This is a genomic window from Streptomyces abikoensis, assembly GCF_014648775.1.
Taxonomy (GTDB): Bacteria; Actinomycetota; Actinomycetes; order Streptomycetales; family Streptomycetaceae; genus Streptomyces; species Streptomyces abikoensis.
This window is the reverse complement of sequence record NZ_BMRT01000001.1, coordinates 825,954-848,348: the sequence shown is the minus strand read 5'-3', so window position 1 is coordinate 848,348 and position 22,395 is coordinate 825,954. Positions and strand designations below refer to the sequence as shown.

Below are 22,395 nucleotides of genomic sequence, written 5' to 3'. Positions count from 1 at the left end.
CCCTCTGATCTGGGAGAAACCCCAGGTCGGGGGGCGTTTGTCGTTCTTTGGGTTCGGCGTTCACCTGATGCGGTGTCAGGCGCCCGGGGACCGCTTGGGGACCACGCTTCGGAAGAAACCCCTGATCAGGCCCTGTTTCGCTGGGGGCCAAGATTATGAGCGCTTTGGGGTGTTTGTGTGGTTCTCACAATGCCTGGAGAGAGGCGGCCAGCGGTCGGGACGGTGCCGGAGCGCCCCGCAGGTGGCTGCTGAGGGACCTGCCGGCGGCGACCAGAGCCCGGAGATCGGGGTGGAGATAGCGCTGGGTGGTCTGCAGTGATCCGTGACCGGCGATGATGCGCAGGACGTGCAGGGGGACGCCGGCGTCGGCCATCCAGGTCAGGCCGGTGTGCCGCAGGCCGTGGCGTCGCAGGTGCTCGTAGCCGAGCTCGGCGACGACCTCGTCCCAGTGGGTGGCGTCCCGCAGGACGGCGGTGGTGATGCGCCCGCCCCGTGGGCCGGTGAAGAGGCGGGCGTCGGGCTTGTGTCCGACGGCCAGCTCGTCCTCGGCCTTCTTGTACTCGGCCTGCCAGCCGTTGACCCGTGCCGGGTTGACCGTGATGATGCCGTCGCGCTTGGCCTGCTCCATCACCCGGACCAGCACGGCCAGGCTGTTCTTCACCGAGGAGCGGCCCACCCCGTCGGCGATCCAGCCGTAGACGCTGCGGTCGGCGGCGCCGTTGCTGATCAGCGTCGCGGGGATGTGGCCAAGGCTCGGTACGACGCGCAGTCGCCACCCGGCGAGGTAGGGGTCCTTGGTCTTCTCCTCCAGGCCGCGCAGGGCGAGTTTCATGTTCGCGTCGCCGTACTGCGCGAGGGGCTGCATGGAGACGCTGGGGTCGATGCCTCGCAGCGACGCGGCGGTGACCGTGTCGATCCACCCCTGGGCTTGGTCGACCGTGGCGCTCGACTCGGAGAGGGACCTGCGTTCGCGGGTGTGGGGATCGACCCACCGGACGCGCGACGGTGACCGCCCCCTCGATGCACAACGCGCAGCCATGGCGTTTTCGCTACTCGCGGGGAGACGGAACGTTCCGCCTGTATGCGGACCCCGAGCGGAACATGCCGCACTCGGACCCCGACGGCAGGGCCCTGCACATCGGCTGCGGCGCCGCCCTGTTCAACCTGCGCGTCGCACTCGCGGCGGCCGGCCTCCACGCAGATGCCGTGCTTCTGCCCGATGCTGAGGACGCCACTTTGCTGGCCTCGGTACGCACGACGGCTTCGGACGACGGTGAGGATACGGGGCTGAGATTGCTGGAGCCTGCGGTTCGGCAACGGCATACCAGCCGGTACCCGTTCGCCGAGGAGGCGATTCCCGAGAATGTGCGTACTGCCTTGATCGACGCTGCTCAACGGGAGGGTGCCGTTCTGTCCTTTCCCGAATCCTGGCAGGCGCAGTGGGTGGAGGAGCTCGCCGAGGAAGCCGAGGCGCGCAACCTCACCGACCGTGGCAGTGAGCAGGACCTCGCCCGTTGGACGCGGATCGGTGCCGACGAGGCCGACACGGCGACCGACGGCGTTCCGGAGTACGCCTTCGGGCCCCGCAAGCATGGTGGGCGCGCGCCGATGCGGGACTTCTCCGGCGGGCAACCGGTGGCCGACCGGGGTACGACACCCTTCGAGGGCACCCCGCACCTCGCCGTCGTGAGTACCGATGGTGATCAGCCGGTGCAGTGGCTGCGTGCGGGTCAGGCCATGGAGCGTGTGCTGCTTCTCGCCACTCTCCAGGGCCTGGCCACCTCGTTCTCCACCCAGGCCCTGGAGTGGCCGGACCTGCGTTGGCCGCTGCGTGACCCTCTGTCCGGGACGGGATGTGTGCAGATGATCCTGCGCCTCGGATACGGTCCGCAAGGCCCCGCTACTCCGCGTCGCCCCGTCCGTGAGGTCCTGGCCATCGAGGATTGAGCCCCGCCGCCGCGCTGGGCCCCGACAGCTCCGGTGGCCGCACCGTCCGGGTGGATCCAGGCTGGAGATGGCGAGTCGCGCACCGGGCCCGCTGACGCGAAAGGGCAAGTGACGGAGGTGGCCGTCATGGATCAGGCGCCGATCACGGTGGGGCTCGACGGTTCCCCCGAGAGCCTGGCTGCCGCTTTGTGGGCGTCGGACGAGGCCGAGCGCCGAGGGCTCGGGCTGCGCCTTCTGCATGCATGGATACTGCTGGCGGGCGAGCCCTCGACCGGGCTGCCGCCGGGCGAGGATCAGAATTACTGGGCGAAGCGCATTGTGCGTGCTGCTGCGACAGCCGTGTACGAGCGGCACCACGACCTCTCCGTGACCGAGGACCTGGTGGCGGAAGAGCCCGAGACCGCCCTTCTGAGGGCGGCCGAGGAATCGACGATGGTGGTGCTGGGCTCCCGCGGCCTCGACCGCCTGGCGAGCTTCTTCCTGGGCGACATCAGCCTCCAGGTCGCGGGGAGGGCCGAGCGGCCGGTGGTCCTGGTCCGGGCGACCGGGACCGGTGGACCGTCGGCACCCGCCGCCGGCGCTGCCGACGTGGTCGCCGGCGTCAGCCTGCACGGTCCGTGCGACAGCGTGCTGGAATTCGCCTTCGAGACCGCTGCGGCACGCGACGCGTCGCTCAGGGTCCTCCACGGGTGTCCGTTGCCGGTGCAGGCGTACGCACCGTGGGGAGTCGATCCCGACGTGGCGGGCGAGATCAGCAAGGAGGCCGAGGAGAGGCTCTCAGCTGCCGTACGGCCGTGGCGCGATCGTTATCCCCGGGTTGCGGTGACCAGCACGGTGCGGCTGGGCAGTGCCGCCCGCGCTGCTCTGGAGGCCGCGGACGGCGCCGCTCTGCTGGTGGTCGGCAGGCGTCGGCATCACCCGCCGGTGGCGCCACGCCTCGGGAACGTGGCCCAGGCGTGCGTGCACCATGCGGCCTGCCCGGTCGCCGTGGTGCCGCACGACTGAGGCTGGGATGAAGATCTCCGTGCTGATGACGAGGCCCCCGGTCACGGGGACGGCAGGCCACCGCGTCGGTGGACGCGTTGACGGCGGGCCGCTGCGGCGCCCGGCTCCCTGAGCAGAGCGGAAGCGAGACCGGTGATGGGGGAGTGGACCTGGGGGTACGAGGGGTACGACCCGGCGACGGAGCCGTTGCGGGAGGCGCTCCACACGCTCGGCAACGGCTACTTCGCCACCCGGGGCGCCGTCCCCGAGAGCCGGGGAGGGCTGGTCCACTGCCCGGGCACGTATGTCGCCGGATGCTATGACCGGCTGGTCTCGTCGGTCGCGGGCCGGCAGGTCGAGAACGAGGACATCGTCAACCTGCCGAACTGGCTGCTCCTGCGCTTCCGGCTGCTGTTCGACGACGGCTCGCCGGGCCCGTGGTTCACACCCGACACCTGCGAGGTCACGGACTACCGGCAGGTACTCGACATCCGGCAGGGAACGCTGACCCGGACCTTCCGGTACTGGGCCGGCGGCGGCCGGATGGTGCGGGTGGAGCAGTGCCGGCTGGTCCACATGCGGGAGCCACACCTCGCAGCGTTGCGGACGGTCTTCACGGCCGAGGGCCGGCCCGGACGGATCGAGGTGGAAGCGGAACTGGACGGGAACGTGGTCAACGCCAACGTGCACCGCTACAGAGCCCTCGAACGCCGCCACCTGACCGGCGTTCACGCCGGCGTAGTGGAGCCGGGGACCGTATGGCTGCGCTGCCGCACGAGGACGTCCGACATCGGTGTCGGTATGGCCCAGCGTGTGGACGTCGACGGCCCGGCACCGGTGCCGGTCTCGCTCACGGCGGCGGGCCACCAAGCAGCGCACCGCTTCGCGTTCGTCCTGTCGGAGGACGAGCCGGTGACGGTGACCAAGACCGTCGCGCTGCACACGTCCCGGGACACCGCCATCGGTGATCCCGTCGGTGCCGCCGTGGAACGCGTCGCCGACGCACCGGACTTCACCGAGCTGCTGCGCTCGCATGCCGTCGCGTGGGAACAGCTGTGGGGGCAGGCGGAGCTCGACGTCCCCGGTGAGGCGGGCCGGGTGCTGCGCCTGCACCTCTTCCACGTCCTGCAGACCCTCTCCCCGCACACCGCCGACCTGGATGTGGGCGTGCCGGCACGCGGGCTGCACGGGGAGGCGTACCGGGGACACGTCTTCTGGGACGAGCTGTTCGTCCTGCCCTACCTCGACCTGCACTTCCCCGAGGTCTCCCGGGCCCTGCTGAACTACCGCCACCGCCGTCTGCCGCAGGCCGTGCGGGCGGCCCGGCAGGCGGGCCGGGCCGGCGCCATGTACCCGTGGCAGAGCGGCAGTGACGGCCGCGAGGAGAGCCAGCTGCTGCACCTCAACCCGCGCTCCGGCCGCTGGCTGCCCGACCACAGCCGGCTCCAGCGGCATGTGGGCTCGGCGGTCGCGTACAACGTGTGGCAGTACTGTCAGGCCACCGGCGATACGGAGTATCTGTACGGCAAGGGCGCGGACATGCTGCTGGAGATCGCCCGGTTCTGGGCGAGCAGCGCCCTCCTCGACCCCGCGAGTGGCCGGTACCACATCCGGGGAGTCGTCGGCCCGGACGAGTACCACGACGCCTACCCCGGTGCCGTCCGGCCCGGCATCGACGACAACGCGTACACCAACATCACCGCCGCCTGGGTCCTCACCCGCGCACTCGACCTGACACGCAGCCTGCCGGCCCGGCGCCGGCAGCAGCTCCTCGAACGCGGCCGCCTCGACCTCGGTCAACTTCCGCTGTGGGAGGACGTCTCCCGGCGCCTGGTCGTGCCGTTCCACCAGGACGTCATCAGCCAGTTCGACGGCTACGGCGACCTGGCCGAACTGGACTGGAAGCGCTACCGGGAACGCTACGGCGACATCCGCAGGCTGGACCGCATCCTCGAAGCGGAAGGCGACACGGTCAACCGGTACCAGGTCTCCAAGCAGACAGACGTGCTGATGCTCGGCTACCTCTTCTCACCGAAGGAGCTCGCATCACTGTTCGAACGCCTTGGCTACGGGCTCACGGACGAGCTGTGGCAGCGCACCGTCGACCACTACCTGCGCCGCACCAGCCACGGTTCCACCCTCAGCGAGGTCGTTCACAGCTGGGTGCTGGCCCGCGCCCGGCGCGGCGACGCCTGGCGGTACTTCCACGAGGCTCTCGAGGGCGACGTCGCCGACCTCCAGGGCGGCACGACGCCCGAGGGCATCCACCTCGGCGCCATGGCCGGCACCCTCGATCTCGTTCAGCGCGGCCTGACGGGATTGGAGACCCGCGAGGACGCCTTGTGGCTGGACCCGGTGGAGCTGCCGGAACTCTCGGAGTTCGGCTTCACCCTGCGCTACCGCGGGCATTGGGGCATCGGTGTACGCGTGCGGAGCGACGAGCTGACGGTCAGCGTGCCGGACTCGGAGGAGTCGGCGGTCAGGATCGTCCTGCCGGGCCGCTCGCTCACCGTCTCTCCGGGGGAGTGCACATCACTGAAACTGGCCGGCACGAAGAGCGGTTGACCGTCTCACCCGGTATGGATGGTGCGCCCCGTCACCTGCCCGGGCCGGATACGGACCCACAAGTCGCGCTTCCCACCGGACCAGGGCTGGGCGCCCGGCCGGGTGGCGAGGTCCTCGGCCGTGCCGGCGTCGGTGATGCGCTCGGCCGTTCCCGTGATGAGGACGCTCCAGCCGCGGCTGAGCTGTTCGTCGATGTGGTCGACCTCGAAGGCGAGCTGATCCCCGTCGCCCGGGGCCGCGGAGCCTTCCGGATCCGTCCGGTAGACGACGCTGTGACCGTCGACCAGGAAGTTCACGGGCAGAACGACCGGGGCCGCCCCGGTGGACAGGCCGACCCTGCCGATGCCGTGGGTGCCGAGCCGTCGCCAGCACTGGTCCTCGGGCAGCTGAGCCAGCAGCGGGTGTGGGACGGCCCTCCGCCGACCGGGCGCGGCTTCCCGTGGGCCCCCGACGAGCTCGTCGTAGGGCATCTCCAAGGCGGCGGCGAGCCGCATGAGCGCAGCGGGGTCGAAGTCGCCGCTGAACGTCTCCAGCTGGTTCAGGTAGGCCGACGACATGCCGGCGCGGTGTGCCAGCTCCTCGCGGGTCAGCCCGAGCTGCCGGCGCCGGACGGTGCAGCGCGCGGCCACCGTGTCCTCGTGCTCCTCCTGCGGTTCCCCGGAGGCCGCCCCAGGGCCGCCCGGAGTCGGCCCGTCGGTGTGCATTTTCGCCCTCCGTGTGGACGCCCGGTACGTCTGGGGCTCCTGAGCCGTCCCCGCCTCCCAGGGGATCAGAGACCGGGCAGTCGTGCCAGCTCTGCACCGCCGATCGGGAGGGCAAGGGCAAGGAGCCTCGTGCGGAGCTCAGCCAGTGGGGGTGTCAAGGCGGAGGTCGACATCGACGACGCCTTCCACGGCCCTCACCAGACGGGCTACAAGTGGGGCAATCGTCGCGTCGGGCAGCTGGCCCGAGAGAGCGACGACACCTTCCTCCACCCGGACTTCGACGGTGGGGCGCCGGTGCGGGAAGAGGCGGGCCACGATCTCGTCGCGGACCTCTTCGGCGATGTCCTCGTCGCTGCGGAGGTAGATCTTGAGGATGTCGGCCCGGCTGACGATGCCGACCAGCTTGCCTTCGGCGTCGACTACGGGCAGGCGCTTTACGCCCTTGAGGGCCATCGTGCGGGCGGCTTCGGCGATGGTGGCGTCGGCGTGCACAGTGATGGCCGGGGTGCTCATCAGGTTCTCCGCCGTCCTCGCCCCGGCTTTCGCCAGTTCCGCGAGTTCCTCGGGACGGGCGGCGTCCGGCGGTTCGCGGCCCTTGTACTCCTCCTTCGCCAGCAGGTCCGCCTCGGAGACGACACCGATGACCCGTCCTTCGCCTGCCAGGACGGGCATGGCGCTGACCTTCCACTCCGCGAGCGTTTTGGCGATTTCCTTGTAGGACGCCGTTTGGCTGACGGCCACGACGGTCTGGCTCATCACGTCGTCCACGGTGCGCCGCGTGTCACGCACGGCTGTCACCTTCCGGGAAGCCACCTCCGGTGTCGTCGCCCGTATAGGTCAGGCGCTGGTGGACCGAGACGACACCGTCGACGGAGCGGCACAGACGTTCGATGAGCGGGATCGTGCTGCGGGCCTCGACGTTGCCGGTCAGGGTCACCTGTCCTTCGGACACCTCGACTCTCACGGCCGAGGGCGCCAGGCCCACGGTGTGTTCCAGCAGGTCGCGCTCGATCTCGGAGCGGATGGCGGAGTCCTCACGCAGGAAGACCCGCAGGACGTCCGCGCGGCTGACGATGCCGACGAGCTTGTCGGTTTCGTCGACCACAGGCAGACGCTTGACGTTCTGCGTGGCCATCAGCCGGGCGGTCTCCACCACGTTCCACTCCGGCCGGGCGCACACCGCGGGGGCGGACATCAGCTCCTCGGCTCGGGCGCCCTCGGCCTTGGCCCGTTCCCAGGCCTCGAGGTTCGGTACGGGGACGTGGCCGAAGGGGTCGGGCTGGTCGGCCGCCTTGCGCATGAGATCGGCCTCGGAGACCACCCCCACCACCCGGCCGTTCGGATCGACGACCGGCACGGCGGTCACGTCGTTGTCGGCGAGCTCCTTGACGATCTCCTTGAACGGCGTGTCCGGACGCACCCGCACCACGTTGCGGGTCATGAGCTCGTCGACCGTGCGGTGCTGCAACATGATCCTCGGGTCCCTTCCGGAACGTGCCAGATGCCCCTGTCTATGTGTTTATGTCAGCTATGCGGTACCACCGCCACCGGACAGCCGGTGTGGTGCACCGCGGCGTGTGTCACCGGGCCGATATGGGCACCGAAGGCCGGCCGGTGCATACGGCGGCCGACAACCAGCAGCTGAGCGTCCTTGCCTGCCTCGACCACACGCAGCACGGCGCCGCCGGCCGCCGCGGCCGGGAAGGCGAACTCCAGCAGCGGATCGTACGAACCGTCCCGCCCGACCCCGACGACGATGGGGCCGTCGGCCCCGGCCGCGGGCGGCTCCCATCCGGCACGGACCAGCACCACCGGCACGGCCGCATGGGCGATCACCGCCAGGCTCACCGAGCCCAGCAGCCAGCCCTCGAACCCGCCCAGCCCGCGCGACCCCAGCACGAGCAGCTCGGCCTCCCGGGCCGCGTCGAGCAGGGCCTTCGCCGGCAGCTCGTCGACCTCCTCGGCATCGACCCGAAGGCCCGGACGAGCCGCGGCCAGCTCCTGCCGGGCCTCCTCGATCCGGCTGCGCGCCCACTCCTGCTGGGCAGGGGCACCGGCGGAGAACTGCTGGTTGCTCGTCCTCCACTCCAGTGCGTGCAGGATGCGAAGGGCGGTGCCCCGCGTCACCGCCTCACACGCGGCCCATGTCACGGCGCTCAGGCTCTCGTCCGAACCGTCAACGCCCACGACAACCGGTCGTACCACGGTGACCACCTCTCACGTCTGCTCGGCTTCCGCCACGTGCCGCTTCACCGCAACGAAGCTGTCAGGGGCCACCGAGATCGAGTCGATCCCCGCCCTGACCAGGAACGCGGCGAAATCCGGGTCGTCGCTCGGCCGCTGGCCGCACAATCCGACGGGGCGGCCTGCGGCGTGGGCGGCCGAGATCAGGGTCTCGATGCTTCGCGTCACGGCGTGATCCGTCTCGTCGAAGACGCCGGCCAGCTCGGCCGAATCGCGGTCGACACCCAAGGTGAGCTGTGTGAGGTCGTTGCTGCCGATGGAGAAGCCGTCGAAGCGTTCGGCGAAGTCACGGGCCAGGACGATGTTCGACGGGATCTCCGCCATGACGTACACCTGAAGCCCGTGTTCCCCGCGCCGCAGCTCTTCCTGCCCCATGACTTCCAGGACGCGGTCCGCCTCGGCCAAGGTGCGGCAGAAAGGAATCATCACCACGACGTTCGTCAGGCCGAACTCCTCGCGCACCCGCCGGATCGCCCGGCACTCGAGTGCGAAGCCGTCGCGGTAGCCCTCGCTGTAGTAGCGGCTCGCACCCCGCCACCCGATCATCGGGTTCGCCTCGGCCGGCTCGAAGGGACGGCCGCCGACCAGCTTGGCGTACTCGTTGGTCTTGAAGTCGCTGGTGCGCAGGATCACCGGGGCCGGCCAGCGTGAGGCGGCGATGGTGGCCACTCCCCGCGCGAGGCGGTCGACGAAGTACTCGGTGCGGTCGGCGTACCCGCCGGTCAGCTTGTCGACGGCCCGCCGCTCCTCGGCGGAGAGCCGGTCGGGCCGGAGCAGTGCCATGGGGTGGACCTTGACCTGGTGGGCCACCATGAACTCCATTCGGGCCAGCCCGACGCCGTCCGCCGGCAGCTGCCACCAGCGGAAGGCGGCGGCCGGGTCGGCGAGGTTGAGCATGACCCGGGTGCGCGTCGGGGGTAGTCCGGTCAGGTCGACGTCTTCCTCCTCGTAGCCGACCAGGCCCGCGTAGATGCGACCCTCCGAGCCCTCGGCGCAGGAGACGGTGACGGGGTGGCCATCGGCCAGGACGGCCGTGGCGTTGCCGGTGCCGACGACCGCCGGGACGCCGAGTTCACGGCTGACGATGGCGGCGTGGGAGGTGCGTCCGCCGTGGTCGGTGACGATGGCCGCGGCCCGCTTCATCAGCGGCTCCCAGTCGGGGTCGGTCACGGAGGTCACCAGCACAGAGCCTGTGGGGAAGCGCTCCAGCCCCACGGGGGACGCGAGCGCGCACACCGGGCCGGCGCCCACCGCCTCGCCCACGGCCACGCCGGTGGCCAGGCACTCGCCGGTGCCGGTGACCCGGTAGCGGCGCAGGACGGCCGACGTGCGCCGGGACCGTACCGTCTCGGGGCGGGCCTGGACGACGAACATCTCGCCGGTGCGGCCGTCCTTCGCCCACTCCAGGTCCATGGGGGTGCCGTAGTGCCGCTCCACTGCCACCGCCCACTCGGCGAGGCGCCGCGCCTCGCCGTCGTCGAGCACGCGCGCCGTACGTTCCGCGGGGGTGGTGTCCACCGTGCGGGTGAGTCCGCCCTCGGCGTAGCCGACCTTGGCGTGCTTGCCGCCGGTCGCCACCCGGATGACCGGGTTCAGGGCCGGGTCCTCGAGCAGTGGCTTGAAGACCACGTACTCGTCGGGGTCGACCTGCCCGCTCACCACGCTCTCGCCGAGCCCCCACGCCGCGTTGATCACTACGGCCTCGGGGAATCCGGTCTCGGTGTCGAGGGTGAACATCACCCCCGCGCCGCCGAGGTCGGAGCGGACCATCAGCTGGACGCCCACCGACAGGGCCACGGACAGCTGGTCGAACCCCATGCGCTCCCGGTAGTCGATCGCCCGGTCCGTGAACAGGGAGGCATAGCAGCGGTGGCACGCGTCCAGCAGCGCCTCCGGGCCGCGGACGTTGAGGAAGGTCTCCTGCTGCCCGGCGAAGCTCGCCTCCGGCAGGTCCTCGGCGGTCGCACTGCTGCGCACGGCGACGTCGGGATCGGTACGCCCGGCCTCGTGAGCGAGCCGGGCGTACGCCTGAGTGATCTCTTCTTGCAGCGCCGCCGGCAGGGGTGTGGCCAGGATGCCGGCGCGAATCGCCGCTCCTACGTCCGAGAGCGCGTCCCCTGCTGCCAGGCGGGCCAGATGCCCGGCGATCCGGTCGCCCACGGCATCGGTCCGCAGGAACTCGCGGTAGGCGTCCGCGGTGGTGGCGAATCCGTCGGGCACGTTCACCCCGGCGGGAGAGAGGTACCGGATGAGCTCGCCCAGTGAGGCGTTCTTGCCGCCCACCACGGACACGTCCGAGCGACCGAGCTCGGAGAAGGGGATGACGCGTCCGCCGATGGACATCGCGCTCCTAGGCAGGTGCGGGCGCCGCCCAGCCCTTGGGTGGCGACGCTGACGGGAGGGCCCATCCGCTTCTCGCGGATCCGGATTGCGCGGTGCACGGCCGCGAGCCGCTTCCCCGCGTCTCCTGCGGGTCCTCCCGCCACTTCCATCACACCACGCCCAGAGACACCCCGCCATAGCCATGACCTGCGTGTTTGCCAGCACGTCGTGCGGCCTGAGGCTTTTTGGAGGGGCAGGCTCGGACGCCGTCGTCACGCTTTCGGACGGCCCGGCCGACGGCCGGGGCCGAAGGCCGGGATCATGGGATCGACGAGGCCGGCCAGGGGAGCGCGAGCATGGTGGGAGTCATCGCCTACGGAGTGACCGCCGACGAGCGACCGCTGCTGGAACGGGCACTGGGCCTGGAATACGACCTGCGGTGTCTCGACCTGATCCTCAACCGGGACACGGTCGCGACGGCCACGGGGCGGGAGGTGGTGTGCAGCAGCGTCAACGACGTCCTGGACGGCGAGGTCCTACGGGTCCTCGCAGCCGGTGGGACCCGGTTGATCACGCAGCGGGCCACCGGTTACAACAACATCGACCTTGCGGCGGCGCGGGCGCTGGGGCTGACCGTGGCGCGGGTGTCGTGGTACTCGCCGTACGCCGTGGCAGAGTTCGCCTGGGCGCTGGCCCTGGCGGTCAACCGCAGGATCCCCCGGGCGGTTTCCCGCACGCGGGACTTCGACTTCCGGCTCGACGGGCTCATGGGTCGTGACTTCCACTGCCGGACCGCCGGAATCCTGGGCACGGGCAAGATCGGCACGGCCTTCGCCCGCATCGCCTCCGGCTTTGGCATGCGACTGCTCGGATACGACGTCGCACCCAGTGACGAATGCCATGCACTGGGCGTGGAGTACGTGGAACGCGACCGGCTCTTCGCGGAATCCGACCTGCTCAGCCTGCACGCACCGCTCGTGCCAGGCACCTACCACGTGGTCGACGCGGCGGCGCTGGCCCTGATGAAGGACGACGCCATCCTGATCAACACCAGCAGGGGCGGGCTCGTCGACGCCCATGCGCTGGTCGAGACCCTGCTCGCCGGGAAGCTGCTCGGCGTGGGTCTGGACGTGTACGAGGAGGAGGCCGGCGTCTTCTTCTTCGACAAGTCGCTGGAGGTGATGACGGACGACACCCTCGCCCGGCTGATGACCTTCGGCAACGTCCTGGGCACCTCCCACCAGGGCTACTTCAGCCGCGACGCCGTGCAGCAGATCGTCGAGGCCACGGCCGCGAACATCGCTGATCACCTGGCCGGTCGGCTCGGCGAGAACACCCTCGTCGGGCCGGGCACGGGCGAAGCGGGCCGGTCAGTGCCCTAGGGGGTGCGCCGGCCGGCCGACACAACCCCGTCACGTGTCACTGTCCGGCATCACCCGGTGGCGAGCCGCGCAGGGTGGCGAGGCGCCGGGCGTACTCCTCCTCGTCGATCTCGCCGCGGGCGTAGCGCTCGGCGAGGATCTGCTCGGCGTTCGTGGGAGCCTGACCCCTCCGCCAGTCAGGGTACGGGCCGCCCCGGGACGGACGGGCGAGAGCTCGGAAGAGCAGGACGACCGCCGTGATGATCAGTACCCAGAACAAGATCATGCTCACGGCCATCGCGAACAGGCCCCAGCCGCCTACACCGTGGTCGTACCAGAACATGGCCGCTTCACTTCCCCAGGTCATCCGGGGTGCCGGGCGGGCGTGCCCGGCTGCCGTACTTCCATGGTCCCTCGGACCGAGCCACCCCGGGGGCGCTCACCGGGGTTCGATGGTCAGGTCGAGGAAGTGCGCGGAGCAGGAGATGCAGGGGTCGTGGTTGCGGATGGCGCGTTCGCACAGGTGGGTGAGTTCGGTGTCGGTGGCGTCGCCGTGCCGCAGGCGGTCCTCGACGATGCGGCGGAGGTCGTCCTCGATGGCGCCCTGGTTCTGGGAGGTGGGCGGGATGAGACAGGCGTCGGTGACGAGGCCCGCGGCGTCGAGGGTGTAGCGGTGGTAGAGGGTGCCGCGTGGCGCCTCTGTGGCGCCGTGGCCGGTTCCCAGCCTCGGGAGGACGTCCACGGCGGGGTGCGGTGGGGGTTCGTAGGCGTCGATCAGCCGCAGGGCCTCCTCCACGGCGTAGAGGACCTCGACGGCGCGGACGACGATGCTGCGGAAGGGGTTGCGGCAGATGGCGCCGGTGGCCGGGTCGGGCAGTCCGGCCGAGTACGCGGCTTCGCGGACGGCGGGCGGGAGCAGATGGCCGCTGACGGCGTACCGGGCGAGTGCACCGGTCAGGTGGCGCCGGCCGTCGAGCCGGGCCTGGAGTGCGGTGGAGTAGGGCACCTGCTCCTCCACCACATGCGCGGTGAAGTCGGCGAGGGGGAAGGTCCGCACGTCCTGGCCGGCATCGTACGGCAGCACGGTGGGGGTGCCGGTCTCGATGGCGTAGGTGTCCGGCGTGGCGAGGGCGAGCAGGTCGGCGTCGCACTCGGCGTCGGGGAAGTCGAAGCCGGCCACCCAGGCGACGGTGGCGAGCGCGTCGTCCCGGGCGTGGCGCAGGCGCTCGGAGAGCGGTCGGAGCTCTGTCCGTGTGGGGACACGGTGGAAGCCGCCCACACGCATGTTGACCGGGTGGATGGCACGGCCGCCGAGGATCTGGACGATGGTGTTGCCGGCCTGCTTGAGCCGTAGTCCGCGTTCCACGGCGGCGCGGTGGGTGCGGGCGAGCTCGATGGCGTCGTCGCAGCCGAGGAAGTCGGGGGCGTGGAGCAGGTAGATGTGCAGGGTGTGGCTCTCGATCCACTCGCCGCAGTAGATCAGGCGCCGCAGTGCGGCGATGCGGTCGTCGACGGTGACGCCGCAGGCGTCCTCGATCGCGTGGCAGGCGCTGGTTTGGTAAGCGATCGGGCAGATGCCGCACACGCGGGAGGTGAGGTCGGGTGGTTCTGTGTGGCGGCGGCCGCGCAGGAACGCCTCGAAGAAGCGCGGTGGTTCGTAGATGCGCAGCTGGGCCTCGGTAACGGTGCCGGCGTCCCCGATGCGCAGCCGTAGTGCCGTCTCGCCTTCGACACGTGCTACTTCGCCGAGCCGGAGTTCACGCAGTTCGTCGCGGGTCATCGTGGCTCTCCCGGCAGTTTGGTGCCGGGCTCGACCTCGTGCTCCCGCTCCGGTTCGATGGCGGTGAAATCATTGACGTTAAAGGTGTGCAGGAGGCGGAGGACGTCCTCGTCGCTCATGCCGTCGCTGCGAAGGAGCGGGATCATCGCGGGCATGTTGGTGGAGCCGGACGGGCCGAAGCAGCCGTAGCAGCCCCGCCCGTAAGCGGGGCACAGTGCCCCGCAGCCGGCGTGGGTCGCCGGCCCGAGGCAGGGGATGCCGCGGGAGACGGGCAGGCAGGGGGTGCCGCGTCGTTTGCAGGCGAAGCAGACGCTGTGGTTGGGGATGTCGGGGCGGCGGTCGGCGAGGAAGGCTGTGATCACCTCAACCAGCTGCCCGCGGTCGATGGGACAGCCGCGCAGCTCCAGGTCGACCGGGACGTGGGCCTCGATGGGGGTGGAGGTCGCGAGCGTCTCGATGTACTCGGGCTGGGCGTAGACGGCGGCCCGGAACTCCTCGGCGTCGGCGTAGTTGCGCAGGGCCTGGACGCCGCCGGCGGTCGCGCAGGCACCGATGGTCACCAGGTACCGGGACTCGGCACGGATGCGCCGGATGCGTTCCAAGTGCTCCGGGGTGGAGACGGACCCCTCGACCAGTGACAGGTCGTACGGACCGGGCTGGATGTCGCTCGACGCCTCCACGAAATGGGCGATCTCCACTTCCGCGGACAGCGGCAGCAGCTCGTCCTCGCAGTCCAGCAGCGTCAGCTGGCAGCCGTCGCAGGACGCGAACTTGAAAACGCCGAGCCGTGGGCGGGCGGGTGCGGCAGGCGCGGCCATGTCACAACTCCCTTACGGTCAGGAGCGGCTTGGCGCGGTCGTAGGCGACAACGGGTCCGTCCCGGCAGAGCAGGAGCGGTCCGAGCTGGCAGTGGCCGCAGTGGCCGGTGGCGCAGTGCATGTTGCGTTCGAGGGAGATGCGGATGTGCTGCGCCGGTACACCACGGTGCAGCAGTTCACGCGCGGCGGCGCGGATCATGACCTCGGGGCCGCAGGCGAAGGCCGTGGTGTCGTGCGGGTCGAACGCCGCCTGATCGAGCAGGGCGGTCACCACTCCGACGTTGCCGGTCCACTCCGGGCCGGCCCGGTCCACGGTCACGCCGCAGTACGGGTGGCCCCAGCCGTCCAGCTCCGACCGGTAGAGGAGGTCCGCGGGCGTGCGGGCGCCGACCAGGACGTTCAGGCGACCGTACGTACCGGGCGCGGACAGCGCCTCCCGTACGAGGGGCCGTAGCGGGGCCAGGCCGATGCCGCCGGCCACGATGATCAGGTCGCGCCCGGCGGCGGACGGCAGGTCCCAGCCGGTGCCGAACGGACCGCGCACGCCCACCTGCGTCCCCGCCCGGACTGCGCACAGCGCCCGGGACGTCGCACCCACGCCCCGGATCGTGTGGGTGAGTGCACTGCCGTCGATGCCGGCGACGGAAACCGGGATGTCACCCACGCCGAAGGCGTAGACCATGGCGAACTGTCCCGGGGCGAAGACCGGCAACGCTTCCGCGACTGGCTGCAGCTCGATCGTGCGCGTGTCCGCGGACTCCGGCCGGTTGGCCGTCACCCGGTAGGGGAGAGGTACGGCGGTCACCCCGGTGACCCGCTTCCGTACGGGCCGTAGAGGTCCAGCAGCCGGGTGCGGGCGGCGCGCAGTCGGCGGCCGATGACCTCGATGACGTAGGCCAGGAGGGCGTGGTCGAGCTCGTGGTCGCGTTCGCAGAGCTCCAGCACTTCCGCCGCGTTGAACTCCCAGGCGCGTACGGGGCTCGTGGCCTCCGCGCCCAGGTGCCACTGGTGGGGCGGGCACAGCCAGGACCAGCCCAGCAGGCGCCCGGCGCCCAGTGTCTCGACGACCGCGGCACGGCGTCCCGGCACGTGGATGTCGAGGTTGACGCCGCCCGTATGGATGATCCAGAAGCGGTCGGCCCGGCCGCCCTCCTCGAAGATCCTCGTGCCCGCGGGGAAGGACATCTCGTGGCCGAGCGCCATCAGCCGTTCGCGGGGACCTTCGGGGATGGCCGCGAGGATGCCTGTGTCCTTCATGGCCTCCCATCCTCTGTCCCGGCCTGGCCGTCGAGGCTCTCCTGGTGCAGGGCGTGGGCTTCTTCCGTGATGTCGATGCCGACCGGGCACCAGACGATGCAGCGGCCGCATCCGACGCAGCCGGAGCTGTCGAACTGGTCCCACCAGGTGCCCAGCTTGTGGGTGAGCCACTGCCGGTAGCGACTGCGCCCGCTGCCGCGGACCGAGCCGCCGGGCAGATGGGTGAAGTCCAGGTCGTAGCAGGACTCCCAACGGCGCCAGCGCTCGGCGTGGTCGCCGGTGAGGTCGGTGACGTCCTCGGTGGTGGTGCAGAAGCAGGTGGGGCAGGCCATGGTGCAGTTGCCACAGGTCAGGCAGCGTGCGGCGACGTCGTTCCAGCGTTCGGCGTCCAGCGTGCCGGCGAGCAGCGCACGCAGGTCGACCTCCGGCATGGTGCGGCCCATGCGGCCGGCGGCGGCCTCGACGTCCTCGCGGGCGCGCGTCCGCGTGAGGTCGTCCGCGGGCCGGCGCGGCAGGGCCGCCAGGATCTCCGCGCCCTCGTCGGTCCCGGCACGGGCCAGGAATCGGTGCCCGGCCTCGTCCACCACCTCGGTCAGCGCGAGGTCGTAACCGGGGCGGGCGGCCGGGCCGGTGTCCATGGAGACGCAGAAGCAGGTGGCACCCGGCTCCGTGCACTCCACCACGATCAGGAACGCGCCGCCGCGGCGCGCGCCGTAGGTGGCGTCCCGGTGCGGGCCGCCGATCATGACGCGGTCCTGGATCTGGATGGCCCGCAGGTCGCAGGGCCGTACGCCCAGGAACGCGAACGACGGCGGCTCGTCGCGTTCGGGCCGTACCGTCATCTCCCCGTCCGGGCCGCGGTCGGCGGCCCACTGCCGGACGCGCTCGGGATGGAGGAAGGACTTCCAGGACTGCGGCCCGGCACTGTGGGCGAAGGCCGCCCCATCGGGGCGGCGCCTGACGCGGTAGTAGCCCGCCTCGTGCTCCACGCCCCAGCCGTAGGGCAGCTCCTCCGCCGATTCCAGCTTGGCGAGCACGATGGCGTCGTCCCGCACGGTCGGGCCGATCACCGTGCGGCCCCGGGCGCGCAACTCCCGCACGAGCGCCCCCATGCCGTCCCGGTCCAGCACACAGGCAGTGTCGCCGGCGGCCGGCGGTGCCGTCGCGGAGGCCATGGCGTCTCCTGTCCGTATCGGAGGTGAACTCTCTTCAGTCTGACCACACGTCCGATGCCGCGCACGCTGAGTCCGCGATCACTCGTGTCGGGGTGGTTCGCGCCATGCCGCTTGGTGGCTGTCGGTGCAGGTCAGCGCCGGGCGGTGCGTCGGGGATCGCCTCCTGACACCGCACCCGAAGGCGTCCGGGCTCACACGGGGCTCACTTCAGCACCGAGGCTGACCTGCATCGACAAGGTCCCTGGGCGGGACTTTCGCCGCCGCCCAGGGACACCGAATCACCCTTGGTCGACGAACCGCCGGCCAGGCCGATCAGGTGCTCCAGCTCATCCAAGCCGCCAGCCTCCACCTGCGCAGGTTCGCTATCAGGGCCGGGCAGCTCCGCGCGGACCGGGTGGTCGAGCGGGCCCGGCTAGCGGAACCGGCCCGGGCTTTCGAGCTTGTGCCAGGTGGCCTTGGCACCCGAGTGGCCGATGTCGTAGATCTCCACAAGGGCACCTGCCGCCATGACAAGGCAGACGAGCACAGCGGCGACGCGCAGCGGCATGCGCACGCCTTCGCCGGCTCGCTCGCGTACGGTCGCGACTCCGGGGGCCGCAGTCGCGGTACCCCGGCGGTAGACCCACCACAGGGCCACCGCCAGCACGAAGAGAGCCACCGCCCAAGGAAGAAGGTCGTCCCCGGCCTCGGCGTGCGTCGTGAGGTAGGAGTTCTCGCGCACCTGTCCTTCCAGCCACTGGCCGGAACTCGTGGTGAACGGCACGATCACCAGAGCCACCAGGGCCAGGGCGGGCAGAGCCAGGCCGAAGCGGCGTATCACCGACGGCCAGAGCGCACACACCACCAGGGCGAGTGCGGTCAGCGGTGTCAGGACTACGACGAAGTGAGCGAACAGGACATGGGTGGGGATGCCGTCGTACAACGTCGTACGCACGGCTCACACCTCCTGCACGGCGTTGCCGCTCCCGGGCTCGGGCGTCGCGGTGCCTGCCGGAATGATGCCGGTACGGCGCCTTCCTTCCGGTGCTACGCCGGCGGTCGGTCTCATGGGCTGCTGGACCCGAGCATCGTGCGCATCTGCGCGATCTCGGCGGTCTGGGAGGTGATGATGCTGTCGGCCAGCTGCTTGGCCGGACCGTACTGCCCCTGCTTCTTCTCGGTGCCGGCCATGTCGATCGCGCCCTCGTGGTGAGCGATCATCATCGTCAGGAACATCCGGTCGAAGGGCGAGCCGGTCATTCCGCGCAGGTCATCCATCTGCCGGTCGGTCATCATGCCGGGCATGCCGGTAGGGCTGCCGTGACCCGTGCCGCTCATGCCCGGCGGCACCGGCTCGCCCCAGGCGTTCAGCCAGGCCGTCATGGTGTCGATCTCAGGAGCCTGCGCCTTCTTAATCTTCTCGGCCAAGGCTTTCACGTCGCCGGAGGAAGCGTGGTTCTCGGCCATCTCCGACATCACGATCGCCTGCCGGTGATGCGGGATCATGCCCTGGGCGAAGGCCACGTCGGCCTGGTTGTGCTGACCGGCCGGAACGGTTGGTGAGGCCGAAGTTCCGGCCGGACTGGTGACCGAAGCCTGCGTGGTGGACGGCGGGCGGCCGGAGTCACCATTGCCTCCGCAGCCGGCCATCACGAGTCCCATGACCGGTACGGACACCGTCATCAGGACGCGGCGCCGCAGGCCCCGACTCATGCTCATCCGGCCGTCCTCCTGGAAGGAAACGCTGCGTGTGTACAGAACATCCGTACTGCACGAGGCGGCGAAAGGCGGGGCACCGCGCCGTCACGGCGCCGGACACCCCACCCCTCGGAGGCCACAGCTCAACCGCCGACACGGGCGGACACCATAATTCACCTATCAAGGCCGCTGACCGCTGACCTGCATTTAGTTCGTAAGTGGGAGTGTCAGCCATCAGCGACGAGTCCGGAGTGCACCAGAAGGGGGTCAGCGCAGGCGCCGCAGATACGGGTCGTACGCCTGCCGGGGCTCCAGGCGGATGCGGGCGTCCAGCGCCATGACGCCGTCCGGGCAGGGCACCACGGGGTTCAGGTCGGCCTCGGCCAGCTGAGGCAGGTCGCAGGCCATCCGGGACACGCACAGCAGCAGGCGTTCGAGGGCACCGAGATCGACGGGGGTGCCGCCGGGGCGGCTCGACAGGAGCGCGGAACAGCGGGGTGTGGCAATGAGGTCGTCGACGCCGTACGTGGTGAGTGGAGCGAGCCGGGCGGCGTGGTCGGCCAGGACGTCGGTGGCGGTGCCGCCCTGGCCGAAGAGCACGAGCGGGCCGAAGACCTCGTCCTGGACGACACCGGTCACCAGCTCCAGCACGTGGGGCGCCTGGGGCTGCACCACCACGCCGGAGAGCCGGTCGCCGAAGCGCGTGGCGAGGTCCCGGTAGGCGGCGCGGACCTGGTCCTCGCCCTGGAGGTCGAGGCGGACGGCGCCCTCGCGGGTCTTGTGTACGAGTCCGGGCCAGTGGGCTTTGAGCACGACCCGCCCAGCGGGGCCGGCCAGGCGCCTGGCCGCCGCCACGGCGGTGTCCTCGTCGCATACCCACTCCCAGGCGACCTGCGGGATGCCGTAGCGGTCCAGGAGACGCGCACATTGCACCGGGTTCAGCCAGCCGCCCTCCGGCCTTTCGTGCAGCCACCCAGCAACATCTGCCCGGGCGCCTTCCGTGTCGACACCCGAGGGTTCCAGAGGCATGCTCTGCGGTTGAGCACGCCACCGGGCATGGGTGGCGGCATACGACAGCGCGCGGGCGGCATCCTGCGGGTCCGCGTAGACGGGGACGGCGCCGCCGCGTTCGACCGGTAGTAGCGCGACGCGCGTAGGCCGGTCCACCAGGACGAGCGCCGTCGTGCAGCGTGGCCTCTCGCCGGCGTCGGTGAAGGCCCGCACGGGATCGTCGCCGGTGGCGGCGGCCAGGGCCGTGGGTACCAGCACGCCGAGGACGGCGTCGACGTCCCGGTGGGCGGCCAACAGGCCCAAGCATGCGCGCAGCTGCTCCTCCGAGACGGCGGCGGTGGTATCGACCGGATTGCCGACGGCCGCCCCCGACGGCAGCACCGCCGCGAGGTCTGCCGCCAGGGCGGGTTCCAGCGGCCGGACGTCCAGCCCGGCCTCGCTGCAGGCGTCGGCGGCGAGTACGCCCACGCCGCCCGCGTTGCCGACCACCACGACCCGGTTGCCCGCTGGCAGCGGCTGGCTGTGCAGCAGCGCGACGGCGTCCAGCAGTTCACCGATCGACCGGGTGGCGATGACGCCGGCTTGGTGGAAGAGGGCCTGCCGGGTCATCGTCGGCGTGGCGGCAGCGGCGGTGTGCGAGGCCGCGGCTCGGCGCCCGGCCTCTGACCGTCCGGCGTCTACCGTCAGCACGGGCATGCGCTTGCTCACTCGGCGGGCGGTACGGGAGAACGCGCGCGGGTTGCCGAACGACTCCACGTGCAGCACGGCCAGGTCGGTGCGACCGTCCTCCTCCCACCACTGCAGCAGGTCGTTGCCGCTCACGTCGTATTTGTCGCCGAGCGAGACGAACGTCGACACGCCGATGCCCAGCCGCGACAGTCCGTCCAGCAGGGCGATGCCCACGCCGCCGGACTGCGTCGCGACGCCGGCCGTTCCCGGCAGCGGTAGGCCGGCCGCGAACGTCGCGTCCAGACGGACGTCCTTCTCCGTGTTGGCCAGACCGAGGCAGTTGGGGCCGGCCATGCGCATGCCGTGCGTGCGGCAAGCCGCCCGCAAGGCGGTTGCCTGTTCCCGGTCGAGCCCAGAGGTCACCACGAGCAGCGCCCGTACGCCGCGCACTCCGCACTCCTCCGCCACGGACGGCACCACGCGGGGCGGAACGGCCAGGACCGCCAGGTCGGGCGCCTCCGGCAGTTCGGCGACGGAGGGGTGGCAGGGCAGGTCGTCGAGTGCAGGGCCGTGCGGGTTGACGACGTACAGCGGGCCCGCGAAGCCGGCGGCCCGCAGGTTCCGCAGGATCGCCCGGCCCACCGACCCGGGGCGGTGACCGGCGCCCACGACGGCGACCGACCGGGGCCGCAGCAGCGGGCGCAGGCTGGCGACATCGGCCGTGCGCCCGCGGGTGTCGAGGGCCGTCAGGTACTGCTCGTCCGGCGTCAGCGCCACCCGTACGTGGACCTCCGGTCCCTCGAAGCACCGGCGCACCGGCAACCCGAGGTCGGCGAAGACCCTGATGACCGGCAGGTTCTCGGCCAGCGCGTCGGCGGTCAGCTCCTTGATCCCCTCCGTGCGCGCCAGGTCGACGAGGTGCTCCAGCAGGAGTGTCGCGACGCCGCGGTGGTGCCACTCGTCCGCCACGGCGAGGGCGACCTCGGCGGACGCCTCGCCCGCGACCGGCGCTGCGTGGTACTCGGCCAGCCCGACCACCTCACCGGTTGCCTCGGCCACCACCGCCCGGTCGCCCGGACCGGCGTCCCGGCACAACGCGTCCGCCGCCTGCTGGGCGACGAGGGTCCCGGCGGAGAAGAACCGCAGCCGCAGATTCTCCGCGGACATGTGCTCGTAGAACCGGAGGACCGCTGCATGGTCCGCCGGTGCGACGGGTCTGACGCGCACGGTCGTCCCGTCGGCGAGCAGCGCGTACGCCGCGACGGCGGGTGGCTGCGAGGCACGGGTCATGGCACGGACGCCTCCTCACCTTCCAGGGTGACGCGCGGGCCGGTACGGCAAAGGTGCCGGACGGCCTCTTTTACGACCCTCTCGGCGACGGAACCGACGGCCGCGGCAACAGCCGGGGTCAGCCCCGGGCCCAAGGAGCTGTCGGCTCCCTCGACCGCGTACACGACCAGGCGCTCCGGCATCCGGTCGAGTGCACGGGCCAGCGCGACCGCCTCGGCCGGTCCCAGTCCGTGACCGCTCGTCGTGCCCGCCGGCCCCCCGGGGCACGTGGCAGGCTCCAGGCGGTGTACCCGCCCAGGACGGCTGGAACGGGCACGGGCGGCGTCCACGACGACGGCCAGCTCCGCGCCCTCCCACAGCCCGATCAGCCGCCCGGGCTCCCCGTCGCAGGACACCAGCCGGATCCCGGCCGGCAAGCCGCCGCGGCGGGCCCGTTTCCGTAGTCTGGCGACGACCGCGGGTCCTGCCCCGTCGTCCCGCCGGAACTCGTTGCCGACACCGATGACCGTGACGCGGTGGGCCACCACCATGGTGTTCGCTCCCTGTGCTGGCTTCCGTGGGCCGGGCGTTCGTGGTCTGCTGGAGAGGCGG

The 22,395-nt window shown here is 71.3% G+C and carries 20 protein-coding genes; 4 read left to right on the top strand and 16 right to left on the bottom strand.

Annotation, left to right across the window (positions count from 1 at the left end):
- Window positions 1-184: 184 nt before the first annotated feature.
- Window positions 185-1,039: a tyrosine-type recombinase/integrase gene (locus IE096_RS03680; protein ID WP_189448322.1), complete on the bottom strand. Its 855-nt coding sequence runs from the start codon at window positions 1,037-1,039 to the stop codon at window positions 185-187.
- Between IE096_RS03680 and IE096_RS03675 the strand changes: the two genes are divergently transcribed.
- The 3 genes from IE096_RS03675 to IE096_RS03665 all read left to right on the top strand — a co-directional run bounded on the left by IE096_RS03675 (window position 1,021) and on the right by IE096_RS03665 (window position 5,496).
- Entirely contained in the window at window positions 1,021-1,947 is a 927-nt protein-coding gene (locus tag IE096_RS03675) for an Acg family FMN-binding oxidoreductase (RefSeq protein WP_189448300.1), read from the top strand. The two genes, IE096_RS03680 and IE096_RS03675, sit on opposite strands and share 19 nt — an antisense overlap.
- Before the next feature lie 126 nt (window positions 1,948-2,073).
- Window positions 2,074-2,952 (top strand): universal stress protein, encoded by an 879-nt coding sequence (locus tag IE096_RS03670; protein WP_189448298.1) that lies wholly within the window; start codon window positions 2,074-2,076, stop codon window positions 2,950-2,952.
- A gap of 135 nt (window positions 2,953-3,087) precedes the next feature.
- The gene (locus IE096_RS03665; RefSeq protein WP_189448296.1) at window positions 3,088-5,496 is read left to right on the top strand and encodes a glycoside hydrolase family 65 protein; all 2,409 of its coding nucleotides are present in this window, start codon (window positions 3,088-3,090) and stop codon (window positions 5,494-5,496) included.
- A 5-nt stretch (window positions 5,497-5,501) separates the two neighbouring features.
- On the opposite strand, the gene IE096_RS03660 is transcribed toward IE096_RS03665, so the two are convergent.
- From IE096_RS03660 to ppsA, 5 genes are all read right to left on the bottom strand, one after another.
- The gene (locus IE096_RS03660; protein WP_189448294.1) at window positions 5,502-6,200 is read right to left on the bottom strand and encodes a pyridoxamine 5'-phosphate oxidase family protein; all 699 of its coding nucleotides are present in this window, start codon (window positions 6,198-6,200) and stop codon (window positions 5,502-5,504) included.
- Window positions 6,201-6,338: 138 nt separating this feature from the next.
- Window positions 6,339-6,989, bottom strand: a complete 651-nt coding sequence (locus IE096_RS03655; protein ID WP_189448292.1) for a CBS domain-containing protein — start codon at window positions 6,987-6,989, stop codon at window positions 6,339-6,341.
- Complete coding sequence (locus tag IE096_RS03650) at window positions 6,982-7,668, bottom strand: CBS domain-containing protein (protein ID WP_189449549.1); 687 nt, start codon at window positions 7,666-7,668, stop codon at window positions 6,982-6,984. Before IE096_RS03650 ends, IE096_RS03655 begins: the two co-directional genes overlap by 8 nt.
- Window positions 7,669-7,724: 56 nt before the next feature.
- Window positions 7,725-8,387 carry a universal stress protein gene (locus IE096_RS03645; RefSeq protein ID WP_229819889.1) on the bottom strand — a complete coding sequence of 221 codons (663 nt, stop codon included), beginning with the start codon at window positions 8,385-8,387 and terminating at the stop codon, window positions 7,725-7,727.
- Between the two features lie 30 nt (window positions 8,388-8,417).
- Window positions 8,418-10,787: a phosphoenolpyruvate synthase gene (ppsA, locus tag IE096_RS03640; RefSeq protein ID WP_189448290.1), complete on the bottom strand. Its 2,370-nt coding sequence runs from the start codon at window positions 10,785-10,787 to the stop codon at window positions 8,418-8,420.
- A gap of 338 nt (window positions 10,788-11,125) precedes the next feature.
- Here ppsA and IE096_RS03635 point away from each other — a divergent pair, with 338 nt between their 5' ends.
- The gene (locus IE096_RS03635) at window positions 11,126-12,148 is read left to right on the top strand and encodes a 2-hydroxyacid dehydrogenase (RefSeq protein WP_189449545.1); all 1,023 of its coding nucleotides are present in this window, start codon (window positions 11,126-11,128) and stop codon (window positions 12,146-12,148) included.
- 37 nt (window positions 12,149-12,185) lie between these two features.
- Here IE096_RS03635 and IE096_RS03630 read toward each other — a convergent pair whose 3' ends face one another.
- The 10 genes from IE096_RS03630 to IE096_RS03585 form a co-directional block, all read right to left on the bottom strand.
- Entirely contained in the window at window positions 12,186-12,470 is a 285-nt protein-coding gene (locus tag IE096_RS03630) for an SHOCT domain-containing protein (protein WP_189448288.1), read from the bottom strand.
- Between the two features lie 96 nt (window positions 12,471-12,566).
- Complete coding sequence (locus IE096_RS03625) at window positions 12,567-13,907, bottom strand: Ni/Fe hydrogenase subunit alpha (RefSeq protein WP_189448286.1); 1,341 nt, start codon at window positions 13,905-13,907, stop codon at window positions 12,567-12,569.
- Window positions 13,904-14,725 (bottom strand): NADH-quinone oxidoreductase subunit B family protein, encoded by an 822-nt coding sequence (locus tag IE096_RS03620; RefSeq protein WP_189448284.1) that lies wholly within the window; start codon window positions 14,723-14,725, stop codon window positions 13,904-13,906. Before IE096_RS03620 ends, IE096_RS03625 begins: the two co-directional genes overlap by 4 nt.
- A 1-nt stretch (window position 14,726) precedes the next feature.
- Window positions 14,727-15,530, bottom strand: coding sequence for an FAD/NAD(P)-binding protein (locus IE096_RS03615; RefSeq protein ID WP_189448281.1), 804 nt, complete (start codon window positions 15,528-15,530; stop codon window positions 14,727-14,729).
- Window positions 15,527-15,982 carry a Crp/Fnr family transcriptional regulator gene (locus IE096_RS03610; protein WP_189448279.1) on the bottom strand — a complete coding sequence of 152 codons (456 nt, stop codon included), beginning with the start codon at window positions 15,980-15,982 and terminating at the stop codon, window positions 15,527-15,529. The genes IE096_RS03615 and IE096_RS03610 overlap by 4 nt, the downstream gene beginning before the upstream one ends.
- Window positions 15,979-17,157 carry a 4Fe-4S dicluster domain-containing protein gene (locus IE096_RS03605; RefSeq protein WP_189448277.1) on the bottom strand — a complete coding sequence of 393 codons (1,179 nt, stop codon included), beginning with the start codon at window positions 17,155-17,157 and terminating at the stop codon, window positions 15,979-15,981. Before IE096_RS03605 ends, IE096_RS03610 begins: the two co-directional genes overlap by 4 nt.
- Before the next feature lie 412 nt (window positions 17,158-17,569).
- Window positions 17,570-18,091: a DUF2231 domain-containing protein gene (locus IE096_RS03600; RefSeq protein WP_189448275.1), complete on the bottom strand. Its 522-nt coding sequence runs from the start codon at window positions 18,089-18,091 to the stop codon at window positions 17,570-17,572.
- Between the two features lie 110 nt (window positions 18,092-18,201).
- Window positions 18,202-18,855, bottom strand: a complete 654-nt coding sequence (locus tag IE096_RS03595; protein WP_189448273.1) for a DUF305 domain-containing protein — start codon at window positions 18,853-18,855, stop codon at window positions 18,202-18,204.
- Window positions 18,856-19,101: 246 nt separating this feature from the next.
- Window positions 19,102-21,804 (bottom strand): bifunctional acetate--CoA ligase family protein/GNAT family N-acetyltransferase, encoded by a 2,703-nt coding sequence (locus IE096_RS03590; RefSeq protein WP_189448271.1) that lies wholly within the window; start codon window positions 21,802-21,804, stop codon window positions 19,102-19,104.
- Complete coding sequence (locus IE096_RS03585; protein ID WP_189448265.1) at window positions 21,801-22,334, bottom strand: hydrogenase maturation protease; 534 nt, start codon at window positions 22,332-22,334, stop codon at window positions 21,801-21,803. The genes IE096_RS03590 and IE096_RS03585 overlap by 4 nt, the downstream gene beginning before the upstream one ends.
- Between the last annotated feature and the right edge of the window lie 61 nt (window positions 22,335-22,395).